The 13,253-nt window shown below is 71.4% G+C and carries 13 protein-coding genes; 2 read left to right on the top strand and 11 right to left on the bottom strand.

Annotation, left to right across the window (positions count from 1 at the left end; all coding sequences use genetic code 11):
* Positions 1 to 95 precede the first annotated feature (95 nt).
* The 5 genes from ACFXDJ_RS08855 to ACFXDJ_RS08835 form a co-directional block, all read right to left on the bottom strand.
* The gene (locus ACFXDJ_RS08855; RefSeq protein WP_384657034.1) at positions 96 to 1,394 is read right to left on the bottom strand and encodes a DUF6986 family protein; all 1,299 of its coding nucleotides are present in this window, start codon (positions 1,392 to 1,394) and stop codon (positions 96 to 98) included.
* A gap of 182 nt (positions 1,395 to 1,576) precedes the next feature.
* On the bottom strand, positions 1,577 to 2,539 hold the full coding sequence (locus ACFXDJ_RS08850; protein ID WP_384848511.1) for an electron transfer flavoprotein subunit alpha/FixB family protein: 963 nt from the start codon (positions 2,537 to 2,539) through the stop codon (positions 1,577 to 1,579).
* 91 nt (positions 2,540 to 2,630) lie between these two features.
* The gene (locus ACFXDJ_RS08845) at positions 2,631 to 3,416 is read right to left on the bottom strand and encodes an electron transfer flavoprotein subunit beta/FixA family protein (protein WP_384657040.1); all 786 of its coding nucleotides are present in this window, start codon (positions 3,414 to 3,416) and stop codon (positions 2,631 to 2,633) included.
* 200 nt (positions 3,417 to 3,616) lie between these two features.
* Positions 3,617 to 4,150 carry a flavin reductase family protein gene (locus ACFXDJ_RS08840; RefSeq protein WP_384657042.1) on the bottom strand — a complete coding sequence of 178 codons (534 nt, stop codon included), beginning with the start codon at positions 4,148 to 4,150 and terminating at the stop codon, positions 3,617 to 3,619.
* Between the two features lie 208 nt (positions 4,151 to 4,358).
* The gene (locus tag ACFXDJ_RS08835; RefSeq protein ID WP_384657045.1) at positions 4,359 to 4,697 is read right to left on the bottom strand and encodes a TlpA family protein disulfide reductase; all 339 of its coding nucleotides are present in this window, start codon (positions 4,695 to 4,697) and stop codon (positions 4,359 to 4,361) included.
* A gap of 269 nt (positions 4,698 to 4,966) precedes the next feature.
* Between ACFXDJ_RS08835 and ACFXDJ_RS08830 the strand changes: the two genes are divergently transcribed.
* Positions 4,967 to 5,689, top strand: a complete 723-nt coding sequence (locus ACFXDJ_RS08830; protein WP_384657047.1) for a lysophospholipid acyltransferase family protein — start codon at positions 4,967 to 4,969, stop codon at positions 5,687 to 5,689.
* 66 nt (positions 5,690 to 5,755) lie between these two features.
* On the opposite strand, the gene ACFXDJ_RS08825 is transcribed toward ACFXDJ_RS08830, so the two are convergent.
* Both ACFXDJ_RS08825 and ACFXDJ_RS08820 read right to left on the bottom strand, forming a co-directional pair.
* Complete coding sequence (locus tag ACFXDJ_RS08825; RefSeq protein ID WP_384657050.1) at positions 5,756 to 6,988, bottom strand: alginate lyase family protein; 1,233 nt, start codon at positions 6,986 to 6,988, stop codon at positions 5,756 to 5,758.
* Between the two features lie 173 nt (positions 6,989 to 7,161).
* Positions 7,162 to 7,722, bottom strand: coding sequence for a CGNR zinc finger domain-containing protein (locus ACFXDJ_RS08820; RefSeq protein ID WP_384657053.1), 561 nt, complete (start codon positions 7,720 to 7,722; stop codon positions 7,162 to 7,164).
* Positions 7,723 to 7,811: 89 nt separating this feature from the next.
* Between ACFXDJ_RS08820 and ACFXDJ_RS08815 the strand changes: the two genes are divergently transcribed.
* Positions 7,812 to 9,107, top strand: a complete 1,296-nt coding sequence (locus tag ACFXDJ_RS08815) for an MFS transporter (RefSeq protein ID WP_384657055.1) — start codon at positions 7,812 to 7,814, stop codon at positions 9,105 to 9,107.
* Here ACFXDJ_RS08815 and ACFXDJ_RS08810 read toward each other — a convergent pair.
* From ACFXDJ_RS08810 to ACFXDJ_RS08795, 4 genes are all read right to left on the bottom strand, one after another.
* The gene (locus tag ACFXDJ_RS08810) at positions 9,043 to 9,642 is read right to left on the bottom strand and encodes a transglutaminase family protein (RefSeq protein WP_384657058.1); all 600 of its coding nucleotides are present in this window, start codon (positions 9,640 to 9,642) and stop codon (positions 9,043 to 9,045) included. The genes ACFXDJ_RS08815 and ACFXDJ_RS08810 overlap by 65 nt on opposite strands.
* Before the next feature lie 75 nt (positions 9,643 to 9,717).
* Positions 9,718 to 10,806 carry a threonine aldolase family protein gene (locus tag ACFXDJ_RS08805; RefSeq protein ID WP_384657061.1) on the bottom strand — a complete coding sequence of 363 codons (1,089 nt, stop codon included), beginning with the start codon at positions 10,804 to 10,806 and terminating at the stop codon, positions 9,718 to 9,720.
* 11 nt (positions 10,807 to 10,817) lie between these two features.
* Positions 10,818 to 11,579 carry an SDR family NAD(P)-dependent oxidoreductase gene (locus tag ACFXDJ_RS08800; protein WP_384657064.1) on the bottom strand — a complete coding sequence of 254 codons (762 nt, stop codon included), beginning with the start codon at positions 11,577 to 11,579 and terminating at the stop codon, positions 10,818 to 10,820.
* Positions 11,580 to 11,605: 26 nt separating this feature from the next.
* Entirely contained in the window at positions 11,606 to 13,021 is a 1,416-nt protein-coding gene (locus tag ACFXDJ_RS08795; RefSeq protein ID WP_384848508.1) for a DUF6421 family protein, read from the bottom strand.
* Positions 13,022 to 13,253 lie beyond the last annotated feature (232 nt).

Below are 13,253 nucleotides of genomic sequence, written 5' to 3'. Positions count from 1 at the left end.
CGCCCGCCCCGGCGGGGGGGGGCTGCGGCGCCCGCCCCCCCCGCGCGGGGCCGCGCGCGGGGGGCGCGGGGGCCGGGCCGCTGGTGTCGGTCAGGTCAGGCGGTCGCCGTCAGCGTCGCCGAGCGGCGCGGGATGGCGAAGGCGTCGAGCTCCGCGCGGGTCAGGCCGGTCAGGGCGGCGACCTCTTCGGCGCCGACGGCGCCGCAGTCGAGGCCGCGTACCAGGTAGCCGGCCAGGGCCTTGGCGGTCGCGGGCTCGTCCATGACGTCGCCCTCGATCTTGGCGACGTACGCCTTCAGGCGCGCGGCGGCCGCTTCGAGGCCCTCGCGGTAGAAGACGAAGACGGCCGCGTAGCGGGTCGGCAGGTGCGCCGGGTGCATGTCCCAGCCCTGGTAGTAGGCGCGGGCCAGGGCGCGCCGGGTGAGGCCGTAGTGCAGCTTCCAGGCCTCGTGGACCTGCTCGGTGGTGCCGACGGGCTTGACGTTGGTCGAGCCGTCGGAGACCCGTACGCCGGTGCCGGCGGCCGCGACCTGCATGACGGCCTTGGCGTGGTCGGCGGCGGGGTGGTCGCTCGACTGGTAGGCGGCGGAGACGCCGACGCAGGCGCTGTAGTCGAAGGTGCCGTAGTGCAGGCCGGTGGCGCGGCCCTGCGAGGCCTCGATCATCCGGGCGACCGCGGCGGTGCCGTCGGAGGCGAGGATGGACTGGCTGGTCTCGATCTGGATCTCGAAGCCGATGCGCCCCGGGCGCAGGCCGCGGGAGGTCTCGAAGGCCTCCAGCAGCTTCACGAAGGCGGTGACCTGCTCGGGGTACGTGACCTTGGGCAGGGTCAGGACGAGGCCCTCGGGCAGGCCGCCGTGGGCGAGGAGGCCGGAGAGGAAGACGTCGGTGGTCCGGATGCCGCGGTCGCGGACGTTGGACTCCATGCACTTCATGCGGATGCCCATGTACGGGGCGTTCGTGCCGTTGGAGAAGGCTTCGGAGATGAGGCGGGCGGCGCGGGCGGCGGCCTGGTCCTCCTCCTCGTCGGAGCGGACGCCGAAGCCGTCCTCGAAGTCGACGCGGAGGTCCTCGATCGGCTCGGTGGCGAGCTTGGCGCGGACGCGGTCGTAGACCGGTACGGCCAGCTCGTCGGAGATGCCGAGCACCTTGGCGAAGGTGGCGGCGTCCGGGGCGTGCTCGTCGAGGGCCGCGAGGGCCTGGTCGCCCCAGGAGCGGATGGTGTCCGCGTCGAAGACGTCACCGGGGACGTAGACGGTGTGGATGGGCTGACGGGTGCCGGGGTCGCCCGGGTAGTGACGCGCGAGTTCCGCGTCCACCGGCGCGAGGGAAGCGCTGATGCCCTCGCTGACCGCGCCTGCGAGGCTCGTCGCCACCTTCTCCTGCTGACCCATCGTGCACACTCCTCTTTTCCGCTTCACGGAATCTTAGATCCGCATAGCAGAATTTAGTCACGGGGTTCCGCTCCGTCAATGGTCCCTCGGCCGTCCTGGACAAACGACTCGGGGCCGTGCGGTGAGAAACACCACACGGCCCCGGAGAACGCTTCCCGCAGGTCAGGCCTGCGGACGAGGGACTAGCCCTTGCGCGCCTTGATCTCCTCGGTCAGCTGCGGGACGACCGCGAAGAGGTCGCCGACCACGCCGTAGTCGACCAGGTCGAAGATCGGGGCCTCGGCGTCCTTGTTGATGGCCACGATGGTCTTCGAGGTCTGCATGCCGGCGCGGTGCTGGATCGCGCCCGAGATGCCGGAGGCGATGTACAGCTGCGGGGAGACCGACTTGCCGGTCTGACCGACCTGGTTGGAGTGCGGGTACCAGCCGGCGTCCACGGCGGCACGCGAGGCGCCGACGGCCGCGCCGAGGGAGTCCGCGAGCGCCTCGATGATGTGGAAGTTCTCGGCGCCGTTGACGCCGCGGCCGCCGGAGACCACGATCGCGGCCTCGGTCAGCTCGGGGCGGCCGGTCGACTCGCGCGGGGTGCGGGAGGTGACCTTGGTGCCGGTGGCCAGGGCGCCGAAGGTGACGGCGAGGGCCTCGACGACGCCGGCGGCCGGAGCGGCCTCGACGGGGGCCGAGTTCGGCTTCACGGTGATGACCGGGGTGCCCTTGGAGACGCGGGACTTGGTGGTGAAGGAAGCGGCGAACGCGGCCTGCGTCGCGACCGGACCCTCGTCACCGGCCTCCAGGTCGATGGCGTCGGTGATGATGCCCGAGCCGATGCGCACGGCCAGGCGTGCGGCGATCTCCTTGCCCTCGGCGGAGGACGGGACGAGCACGGCGACCGGGGAGACGGCCTCGTACGCGGCCTGGAGCGCGTCCACCTTCGGTACGACGAGGTAGTCGGAGAACTCGGAGGCGTCGGCGGTGAGGACCTTGACGGCGCCGTGCTCGGCGAGCACGGCGGCGGTGGCCTCGGCGCCGGCGCCCAGGGCCAGGGCGACGGGCTCGCCGATGCGGCGGGCCAGCGTCAGCAGTTCGAGAGTGGGCTTGCGGACGGCGCCGTCGACGTGGTCGACGTAGACGAGGACTTCAGCCATTGGGGATGCTCCTGCGAATGCGAAGTAGTCAGGGGGCGTTTGAGGAAGGGGCCGAAGCTCTTAGATGAACTTCTGGCCGGCCAGGCAGTTCTTAAATGAACTTCTGCTCCGCAAGGAAGGCGGCCAGCGCCTTGCCGCCCTCGCCCTCGTCCTTGACGATCGTGCCGGCGGTGCGGGCCGGACGCTGGGTCGCGGAGTCGACCGCGGTCCAGGAGCCTTCGAGACCGACCTCGTCGGACTCGATCTCCAGCTCCTCCAGGTCCCAGGACTCCACCGGCTTCTTCTTGGCGGCCATGATGCCCTTGAAGGACGGGTAGCGGGCCTCGCCCGACTGGTCCGTCACCGAGACGAGCGCCGGGAGGGAGGCCTCCAGCTGCTCGCTCGCCGAGTCGCCGTCGCGACGGCCGGTGACGACACCGTCCTCGACCTTGACCTCGGAGAGCAGGGTGACCTGCGGGACGCCCAGGCGCTCGGCCAGGATCGCCGGGAGGACACCCATGGTGCCGTCGGTCGAGGCCATGCCCGTGATGACCAGGTCGTAACCGGCCTTCTCGATCGCCTTGGCCAGCACCAGCGAGGTGGCCATGACGTCGCTGCCGTGCAGGTCGTCGTCCTCGACGTGGATGGCCTTGTCGGCACCCATCGACAGCGCCTTGCGCAGCGCGTCCTTCGCGTCCTCGGGGCCCACCGTCAGGACGGTGATCTCCGCGTCGTCAGCCTCGTCGGCGATCTGCAGCGCCTGCTCGACGGCGTACTCGTCGAGCTCCGACAGCAGGCCGTCGACGTCGTCGCGGTTGACGGTCAGGTCTTCGGTGAACTGCCGGTCGCCAGTGGCGTCGGGCACGTACTTCACACAGACAACGATCCTCAGGCTCACGCCGGCTCTCCTACCGCATCGACATTTCTGGTACCGCCTTGTTCAGGCAGCATAGGCGCCATCTCGGGCCGTTCCCGCCGGGGCGGCCCGCGCCCCGAAGGGAATGTTACTCGTCAGTACACAGCGGGTCCCGCCAGGTTGCAAGGCCCGTGAACTGTGATCTGGCCAACGCGGTCGGAACCCGTCCCAGCAGGGACGATTCAGTCGCGCAACGCGTTGAAGCGCCCCTGGTGGTACAGCAGCGGGCGCCCCTCGCCCGCCGGATCGCCCGCCGGGTCCCCGGCCACCGCCTCCGCGATCACCACGCGGTGCGCGCCGGCCGGCACCCGCGCCACGACCCGGCATACCAGCCAGGCCAGCACTCCGTCCAGCACCGGGACCCCGTGCGGTCCGGGCGCCCAGTCGGTGGCCGGACCGAAGCGGTCGGCTCCGTTCCGGGCGAACAGGCCCGCCAGGTCGCTCTGGTGCTCACCGAGTATGTGGACGCCGAGGTACTCGGAGTCCCGCACCCCGGGCCAGCTGGAGGACCCGGTGCCGATGGTGAACGACAGCAGCGGCGGGTCCGCGGAGACGGAATTGAGCGAGGTCGCGGTGAAGCCCACCGGCCGGCCGCCGCTGTCGGCGGTGATCACGGCGACGCCCGCCGCGTGCCGGCGGAACACCGAGCGCAACAGGTCGGGCGAGCCGGGCAGGCCGGTGCCGGATCGGGGGGACGGAGCCGTCGGAGCCGTCATGAAGGGGTTCCCCATCCGTAAAGCAGGAGTTCATACCGCATGTCGCCAGCCTGGCGATCACCCGTGTACACAGTCAAGCCGCAGCGGACAGATGTAGGGCGCGTCACTCTGCGTGCGGGCGCGCGTACCGGCGCTCGGGACCCCGCCGGGAGGACCCGCGGACCTCCCGCGATGCCCTCCGGGTCCCGCGCGACCCTCACTGCGACCGTCATACGGCCTCGCCCAGGGCGGCGATCACATCGACCGTGCGCGGCATCCCCACGCCCCGCCGCACGATCCGGCCGGCCGCGTCCAGGACGAGCACCGTCGGGGTCTTCTCGATCCCGAGGGCCCGTACGAGGTCCAGCTTCTCCTCGGCGTCGATCTCGATGTGCGCGACGCCCTCGACCATCCCGGCCACCTGGGCCAGGATCCGCCGCGTGGCCCGGCAGGGCTGGCAGAAGGCGCTGGAGAACTGCACCAGGCTGGCCCGCTCCCCCGGCTCCGCGCCCAGCTCCGCGGCGCCCAGCCTCAGGCCCGCACCGTCGTCCCCCTCGTGCTCGCGCACGCCCGCTCCCGTCGCCGCCGGCCTCGTACCGCTTCCGCGTCCATACGCTGCCCGTATGTCTGTCGGTACATCATCTCGGTACGTTCGTACGCTGATCCGAGCGCCCCGCGGGCGCGCCGCATTCCCGGCGTGACGAGAATCTCGCCGGGCGCAGGCGTCTGGGCTGGCCTGCGGCTCCCGTATGGGGCACGATCCCCATGGCCGCGTACCTACGCTGCCGTAACTTCCGGCCGGGAGCACCTCCAGGCAGAAAGCGGGGTCTCCCCACCATGGCTGAGCTCGTCTACCCCCCGGTGATCGGCGCCGCACACACCCTGTTCCGCGCGCTCGACGTCCGCATCGACATGAAGGGCACCGAGAACATCCCCCGCAAGGGCGGAGCGGTTCTGGTGTCGAACCACATCGGCTACCTCGACTTCATCTTCGCCGGGCTGACCGCCCGCCCGCAGAAGCGCCTCGTGCGCTTCATGGCGAAGGAATCGGTGTTCCGGCACAAGGTGTCCGGTCCGCTGATGCGCGCGATGAAGCACATTCCGGTGGACCGCGCGCAGGGTGAGACCGCGTACCAGCACGCGCTCGACTCGCTGCGCTCCGGCGAGATCATCGGCGTGTTTCCGGAGGCGACGATCTCCCAGTCCTTCACGCTCAAGAGCTTCAAGTCGGGCGCGGCCAGGATGGCGCAGGAGGCCGGAGTCCCGCTGATCCCGGTGGCCCTGTGGGGTACGCAGCGGATGTGGACCAAGGGCCGCCCCAAGGACCTCAAGCGCAGCCACATCCCCGTGACGATGCGCGTGGGCGAGCCGCTGGAGGCGCCCTCCGACCAGTACGCCGGGGCCATCACGCGCCGGCTGCGCGAGCGGGTGCAGGAGCTGCTGGACGCCGCGCAGGCCGCCTATCCGGCCAAGCCGAAGGGCGCGGACGACTCCTGGTGGCTGCCGGCCCACCTCGGCGGCACCGCACCGACCGCGGCCCAGGTCAAGGAAGCCGGCTGAGGCTTGCGAACGGGTGCGGCGCCGCCGGGTGGCGGGGCCGCACCGCACCTCACCGCAACGTGCCGGTCAGTTCGGGTTGTCCGCGTGGGTCAGCGTCTCCCACGCCTCGAAATGGTTTTCGGTACCTGCCGGGCGCCTGCTCTCGGTGAGCCTGCCGGTGCTCGCCATGGCTACGCCCAGCCGGTTGTGCAGGGCGTTGTAGCCGACCTCGGTGGCCGGGCCGAGGCCCTTGTTCAGGCTCCCCCCGCACAGCGAGGCCGGCACGGCCTCGCCGAGCTCGTACTTGGCGTGGAAGCCCAGCGCGTACCGGAACCGGTCCTTGAACTCCGGGTACAGGTCCCGTCCTTGGATGCGCGAGGTTTCGGCCACGTGCATCGTCGCGGCGATCGCCATGCCGGTGTGGCCGAAGTCCCGGCAGGTCTCCTGGGCCAGGCCGTCCACGAAGGTGCTCTGGCCGTGCCAGTAGTCGATCAGCTCGCTCTTCGTGTCGATGGTGGAGCGCGGCGGGTACTTGGGCTGCGGGCCGTCGGAGGCGAGGTAGAAGTAGGCGGGGACCCTGCCGAGGTAGATCGCCATCGCCTTGTCGTAGGCCGCGCGGTCGTCGAGGTGGACGGCGATGCCCACGGCCGCGTCCATCATGATCAGTTCCCAGTTGCCGTTGCTGTTCGGCCTCCCGTCGATCACCTCGGGCAGGTACACCTCGCGCAGCATCGTCGCGAAGCGCCCCTGGTTCGCCCACCCTCCGGCGTACGTGTACTTGATGATCTCGGCGGCGCGCGGCCAGGTGGAGCCCGCCCAGCCGCTCTGCAGCGGGGCGTTGCTGTTGGTATGGCCCTTGATCCGGGCGGACCAGGCGTCCATCAGCTCGATCGACTTCTTCGCGTACCTCGCGTCGCGGGTGATGTACCAGGCGAGCGCGTCGGTGTACGCGGCGATCGCGTCCTCCCGCTCGTCGGAGCAGCCGATGTCCGGATTCGAGTAGGAGCCGCATTCGACGACGGCACGCGGCTTCGGCGTCCGTGACAGGGAGCCGTACCGGCTCGCCAGCATGTCGTCGAACGCCGCCTTCCACGGCTGCTGCCCGGCCTGCACCTTGGTGCGCACGAAGTCCAGCTGGGCGCGGCTGTTGAGAACTCCGGGGTGGGTGAAGGCCGTTGGAGCGGCGGCGGGGGCGGGAGCCGCGGCCCGTGTGGCGGGGACGGGGTCTGTGGCGCGTGCGGCGGGAGTGGCGGTGAAGGCCAGTGCCGCGACCAGGGCGAGGGCCGTGGCGGCCGGCCCGGCGGGAACTCGGAAACGCATGGAAGCGCCTTCCGGTCGAAGGTGGGGGGAGGGATGCGGGGTCCGCGAGGAGGGTGCGGAGGTTCCGCGAGGAGGGTCCGTGGGGGGATCCCTGCGGCCGAAGATACCCATGCCCATGCCAAGCCGACAACGATGTCAGACAGGAAAGTTTCCTATTGACCGAAAGCCCGCGGTCAGCCCGCCGCCCCGGCCCTCTTGCGGCGCCGGTGCGCGGCGACCCGGGCCCGCGTGGCGCAGGTGGAAGTGCAGTGCCGGCGGGGGCTGCCGGGCCCAGTGCCGAGGAAATAGCGGCCGCAGCCCTCCGCGGCGCAGGCGCCCCAGGCGACCCGCCCGTACTCGGTGAGCAGCCCGGCCAGCACCAGCGCGCCCGAGGCCAGGAACCAGCCGTCCCAGCCGGCCCCCTCCCCCCGGTCCACGTGGAGGTGCCAGGGGTGGCCGTCGTGCCGGGTGAGCCGGGGGCGGGTTCCGTACTCCTCGAAGAGGGCGTTGAGGGCCTGCGCCGCGCGGTCCTCGCCGCTCTCCCCGAGCACCTCCCCCATCCGCCGGGCGGCGGCGCGCAGCGCGGCCGCGTCGGCCTCGGTGAACGCCCGGTCGGTGAGGTCCCCGGGGCGCTCCCCGTGCCGCGCGAGCAGCGACACGAGCTCGGCGCGGGGCAGTTCGGGCGCCACGCGGACCGCCTCGGCGAGATCGACCAGCCGCTGGGCCGCCGAGAATCCCGACCCGGAGTCAGCCATGCCTCGATCCTTTCGCCCTACACTCGAATGACGTAACGTCTTGTTCCTCTATGACGTTACCGACGTTACCTGACGCAGGGGGGCCTGGGATGCAGGGGTTCGGGCGGTACCTGGCGGCGGCGCTGGCCGCGCGCTTCGCCTCCGAGGGCATGGGCATGGCGGTGGTGTTGCTCGCCCTGGAGCGCACCGGGAGCGCGGCGCACGGGGCCTTCGTACTGACCGCCTGGCTGGCCCCGCACGTACTGGCGGCTCCGCTCGCGGGCGCCGCCGCGGCCAGGTCGCGCCGCCCCCGGCTGTTCCACGTGGGCGCGCTGGCCGGATTCACCGCGGCCGTAGCCGCCCTGGCCGTCCTGCTCGGGCGGGCTCCGACCCCCGTGGTGCTGGTCGTCGCGGTGCTCGGCGGGACCTGCGGGCCGATGGTGACGGGCGGGCTGTCCAGTCTGGTGACGGGCCTGGTCCCGGCCGGTCCGGAGCGCGACCGGGCGTACGCCTGGGACGCGTCGACCTACAACGGCGCCGCGGTCACCGCACCGGCGGCGGTCGGCCTGGTGGCGGCCTTCGGCTCGGCCGGGCCGGCGATGGCGGTCCTGGCCGCCTCCGGCGCACTGGCGGCGGCGCTGGCGGCCACCCTTCCGTACGGGAACCAGGAGGGCGCGGGCCCCGCCCCCGGAGCGCCCCGGGCCGGGCTGGGCGCGGGGCTGGCGGCCCTGTGGCGGATCCGGGAACTGCGGGCGGTCACTTCGGCCACCACCCTGGCCTTCGTCGGCATCGGCTCGCTCACCACCACGTCGGTGCTCCTGGCCACCGCGCTCGGCAGCCCGGGCGGCGGCGGGGTGCTGATGACGGCCTTCGCCCTGGGCGCCCTGACGGGCTCCCTGACGCTGGGCCGGATCACGGCCGTGGCGCCGGGCACCCTGGCCCGCTGGGCCATGGCGGCGACCGGGGTGGCCCTCACGGCGGCCGCCTTCGCCCCGTCGGTCGCCCTCACGGCGGTGGCGTTCGCGGCGGCCGGGGTGTGCGACGGGCCGCTGCTCACGGCCACCCTGCGGATCCGCTCGCAGTACGCACCGGACGGGGTGCGCACCCAGGTGTTCACCCTCGGCGCCGGGCTCAAGGTGACGGCCGCGTCGACCGGCGCCGCCCTCGTGGGGCTCGCGGCCGACGCGCCGCCGTGGATCCTGCTGCTCGGGATCGCCGGACTCCAGCTGGCCGGCGCCCTGCTGCACGCCTTGGTGACCGCACGAGGCTCCGTACGAGGCCCCGCACCAGGCCCCGTACCAGGTCCCGCGAAGGAGGCGGCCGCAGCCGACGGTCCCGCCGCTACAGCCCCGTCGGCAGGTTCCGCCACAACTGCGGCCGGTCCGCGGAGTCCTGGAGCGCCTTGAGCGCGGCGGGGTGCGGGGCCGCGTACAGCCCGGGGTAGTCGATCTCGCCGAGCTCCGGGCGGACCGGGAAGGCCAGTTGTTCGCGATCGAGGGTGAACTGGGCGTCCACGCCGGGCTTGTTGCCCCGGGGGTCCACCCGGGACCACTCGTCGCTGCCGGGCAGGCGGAGCGCGACCAGGCCGTGGACGGCCAGGTTCGACCCGTCGTCGTCGCCGAGGAGCTGGTAGCAGAGACCGGCCGGGATGTCCCGGGCGCGCAGCAGGGCGGCCAGTGCGTGGGACTTGGCGTAGCAGATGCCGTTGCGCGTGCCGAGGACATCGGAGGCGCGCCAGGAGACGCGGTCGTCCCCGGAATCGGCCGAGTGCGGGATGGTGTCCCGGACGAACTCGAAGGCCACTTTGGCGTATGAATATGCGTCGCCCGTGGCGGTCCACAGGGCGTCGGCGGTCTCACGGACCAGTGGATGGCCGTGATCGACCGCTTCGTCGGCCGCCAGATAGGCGGCAAGGTCAGTATGCTCCTGGATCAATTCCATGATCCAGGAGCATACTCATGCAGACTTCTGCATGCCTATAGATTTATAGAAAGAGGCCGGACGGAAGGAGGCGGGCTAGCGGGCCAGCTCTTCCTTGAGGGCCTGGAGGAAGCCGTCCACGTCCTCCTCCTGGGTGTCGTAGCTGCACATCCACCGGACGTCGCCGGCGATCTCGTCCCAGAAGTAGAAGCGGTAACGCTCCTGCAGCCGCCGCGAGACCTCGTGCGGAAGCCGCGCGAACACCGCGTTCGCCTGCACCGGGTAGAGGATCTCCACCCCGTCGGTCTCGCGCACCCCGGCCGCCAGCCGCTGCGCCATCGCGTTGGCGTGGCGGGCGTTGCGCAGCCACAGGTCCTTCGCGAGGAGCGCTTCGAGCTGCACCGACACGAAGCGCATCTTGGAGGCGAGCTGCATCGACATCTTGCGGATGTGCTTCATCTGCCGGACGGAGTCCGGGTTCAGCACGACGACGGCCTCGCCGGCCATCATCCCGTTCTTGGTGCCGCCGTAGGACAGCACGTCCACGCCGACCGCGTTCGTGAAGGCGCGCATCGGCACGTCGAGCGAGGCCGCGGCGTTGGCTATCCGGGCGCCGTCGAGGTGCACCTTCATGCCCTTGCCGTGCGCGTGCTCGCAGATGGCCCGGATCTCGTCCACGGTGTAGACCGTGCCGAGCTCGGTGTTCTGGGTGATCGAGACGACCTGCGGCATCGCCCGGTGCTCGTCCTCCCAGCCCCAGGCCTGCCGGTCGATGAGCTCGGGGGTGAGCTTGCCGTCCGGGGTGGGGACGGTGAGCAGCTTGAGCCCCGCCATCCGCTCGGGCGCGCCGCCCTCGTCGACGTTGATGTGCGCCGACTCGGCGCAGACCACCGCGCCCCAGCGGTCGGTGAGGGCTTGCAGGGCCGTCACGTTGGCGCCGGTGCCGTTGAAGACCGGGTAGGCCTCGGCGTGCGGGCCGAAGTGGCCGCGGAAGACCTGCTGCAGGTGCTCGGTGTACTCGTCGTCGCCGTAGGAGACCTGGTGGCCCCCGTTGGCCAGCGCGATGGCCGCCAGGATCTCCGGGTGCACCCCGGCGTAGTTGTCGCTGGCGAAGCCGCGCACCGCCGGATCGTGGTGCCGGCGGGCGTCGGTCTTCGCTTGGGACTTCCTGATCGCAGTCCTCACAGCAGCGGTCTTCACGGTTGGGGAGTGAGCCACAGACGCTGTCCGTTCACATCGGATGCGGGCCGCTCCCAGACGCCGGCGATGGCCTCGGCCAGCTCCTTCACGTCGGTGAAGCCCGCGAACTTCGCAGTGGGACGCTCGGCGCGCATCGCGTCGTGCACCAGTGCCTTGATGACCAGGATCGCAGCCGCGGCGCCCGGGCCGTCCTCGCCCCCCAGCTTGCGGAAGGAGTCGGCCATCGCGAGCGTCCAGGCCTCGGCGGCCGCCTTGCCCGCGTTGTACGCGGCGTTGTTGGCGACCGGCTTGTGCGCGCCTGACTGGCTGACGAGGACGTAGCGGCCCCGGTCACTGCGCAGCAGTCCGTCGTGGAAGGCGAGCGAGGTGTGCTGGACGGTGCGGATGAGGAGCTTCTCCAGGAAGTCCCAGTCCGCGAGGTCGGTGTCGGTGAAGGTGGTGCTGCCGCGCCAGCCGCCGACGAGGTGGACCAGGCCGTCGACCCGGCCGAACTCCTTCTCGGTCTGCTCGGCCCAGGCCTTGGTGGCGTCCAGGTCGAGCAGGTCCACGGTGTCACCGGTGATGGTGGCGCCGCCGTGGGCGTAGCGCGCCGCGTCCACGGCCTCCGCGAGCCGTGCCGGGTCGGCGTCGGACGCGATGACCACGGCGCCCGCCTCGGCGAGGCGGAGCAGGGTGGCGCGCCCGGCGGGGCCGCCGGCCCCCGCCACCGCCACCACCGCGCCGTGGAGCTTGCCGTTTCCGTTACCGGAGCCGTTCATCTGTGCAGCCTCCTGTGGACGAGTGCTCACGCGGCGACCCGCGCGATGCTCTCGCGTTCCGCGGCGTTCCCTGCCGTGATGCCCTTGGTCGAGGCGATCACACCCTTGAGCTTCTTGGCCAGGGCCTCATAGAACATGCTCAGCGGAAACTCGTCCGGAAGCACGTCGTCCACGAGCTTGCGCGGCGGCTGCGTCAGGTCGAGGGCGTCGGGGCCCTTGGCCCACTTGGAGCCCGGGTGGGGGGCGAGGTACTCGGCGACGAGCTCGTAGGCCTTGAACCAGTGGACCAGCTTCGGGCGGTCGATGCCGGCCCGGTAGAGGTCCTCGATCTCGGCGCACAGCTGGTTGGTGACCTGCGGGGCGCGCATCCAGTCGATCTTCAGCTTGTTGTCCGTCCAGCGCACGACGTCGTGCTTGTGGAGGTACGCGAAGAGGAGCTGGCCGCCGAGGCCGTCGTAGTTGCGGTTGCGGTCGCCGGAGACCGGGAAGCGGAACATCCGGTCGAAGAGGACGGCGTACTGCACGTCGCGGCCGTGCTCGTTGCCCTCGGACTCCAGCTTCACGGCCTCCTTGAAGGCGGTGAGGTCGCAGCGCAGCTCTTCGAGGCCGTACATCCAGAACGGCTGGCGCTGCTTGATCATGAAGGGGTCGAACGGCAGGTCGCCGTGGCTGTGGGTGCGGTCGTGGACCATGTCCCACAGGACGAAGGCCTTCTCGCAGCGCTCCTGGTCCTCGACCATCCTCGCGATGTCCTCGGGCAGCTCGATGCCCAGGATGTCGACGGCGGCCTCGGTCACCTTGCGGTAGCGGGCGGCCTCGCGGTCGCAGAAGATCCCGCCCCAGGTGAAGCGCTCGGGGGCCTCGCGCACGGCGATGGTCTCCGGGAAGAGCACCGCGGAGTGGGTGTCGTAGCCCGGGGTGAAGTCCTCGAAGGTGATGCCGAGGAAGAGCGGGTTGTCGTACCGGGTGCGCTCCAGCTCGGAGAGCCACTCGGGCCACACCATCTTCAGCACGACGGCTTCGAGGTTGCGGTCCGGGTTGCCGTTCTGGGTGTACATCGGGAAGACCACGAGGTGCTGGAGCCCGTCGGCACGCTCGGCCGCCGGGTGGAAGGCCAGCAGGGAGTCGAGGAAGTCCGGCACGCCGAAGCCGTCCGCGGCCCACTTGCGCAGGTCGCCGACGAGGGCCCGGTGGTACGGGGCCGCGTGCGGCAGCAGCGGCGACAGCGACTCGACGGCCTCGACCACGCGCTCCACGGTGGCCAGCGCGGCGTCGCGGGCGGGCGCGCCCGCGGCCTCGAAGTCGATGGAGCCGTCGGCCGACTGCCAGGGCCGGATCTCCTCCACGGCGGCCTTGAGCTCGGGCCACGCCGGGTGGTCCACCACCCGTACACCGGCGGTTATCACGGCACCGCCGATACCCGGCACAAGAGTTTCCGTCATGTCACTTCCTCCACAGGAGAACCTCACGTTAAGACAGCGTATGCATGTGAGGCTCTCCTACTCAAGAGGGAATCCGGGAAATTATCCTGCGTCACCCCTAGTTTCACCGGAAGTCTTCCCGTTCTTATGCCTGGAATCGAGGACTCCGCCCAGTCGCGCCAAGGCCTGGCGGGCCCGCGGGAGCACCCCGCCTGATCACCGCCCCGCCGGATCACATCGGTCACACCGGCGT

The sequence above is a fragment of the Streptomyces sp. NPDC059443 genome, assembly GCF_042750105.1.
In the GTDB taxonomy this organism is placed as follows: domain Bacteria; phylum Actinomycetota; class Actinomycetes; order Streptomycetales; family Streptomycetaceae; genus Streptomyces.
The sequence above is the reverse complement of the archived record's forward strand: the minus strand, read 5'-3'. Positions and strand labels throughout refer to the sequence as shown.

Coding starts and splice junctions, on each gene's coding strand:
- ACFXDJ_RS08855 (WP_384657034.1), bottom strand. CDS start 1,394: ATGGGTCAGCAGGAGAAGGTGGCGACGAGCCTCGCAGGCGCGGTCAGC.
- ACFXDJ_RS08850 (WP_384848511.1), bottom strand. CDS start 2,539: ATGGCTGAAGTCCTCGTCTACGTCGACCACGTCGACGGCGCCGTCCGC.
- ACFXDJ_RS08840 (WP_384657042.1), bottom strand. CDS start 4,150: ATGACGGCTCCGACGGCTCCGTCCCCCCGATCCGGCACCGGCCTGCCC.
- ACFXDJ_RS08830 (WP_384657047.1), top strand. CDS start 4,967: ATGGCTGAGCTCGTCTACCCCCCGGTGATCGGCGCCGCACACACCCTG.
- ACFXDJ_RS08825 (WP_384657050.1), bottom strand. CDS start 6,988: ATGCGTTTCCGAGTTCCCGCCGGGCCGGCCGCCACGGCCCTCGCCCTG.
- ACFXDJ_RS08820 (WP_384657053.1), bottom strand. CDS start 7,722: ATGGCTGACTCCGGGTCGGGATTCTCGGCGGCCCAGCGGCTGGTCGAT.
- ACFXDJ_RS08815 (WP_384657055.1), top strand. CDS start 7,812: ATGCAGGGGTTCGGGCGGTACCTGGCGGCGGCGCTGGCCGCGCGCTTC.
- ACFXDJ_RS08810 (WP_384657058.1), bottom strand. CDS start 9,642: ATGGAATTGATCCAGGAGCATACTGACCTTGCCGCCTATCTGGCGGCC.
- ACFXDJ_RS08800 (WP_384657064.1), bottom strand. CDS start 11,579: ATGAACGGCTCCGGTAACGGAAACGGCAAGCTCCACGGCGCGGTGGTG.
- ACFXDJ_RS08795 (WP_384848508.1), bottom strand. CDS start 13,021: ATGACGGAAACTCTTGTGCCGGGTATCGGCGGTGCCGTGATAACCGCC.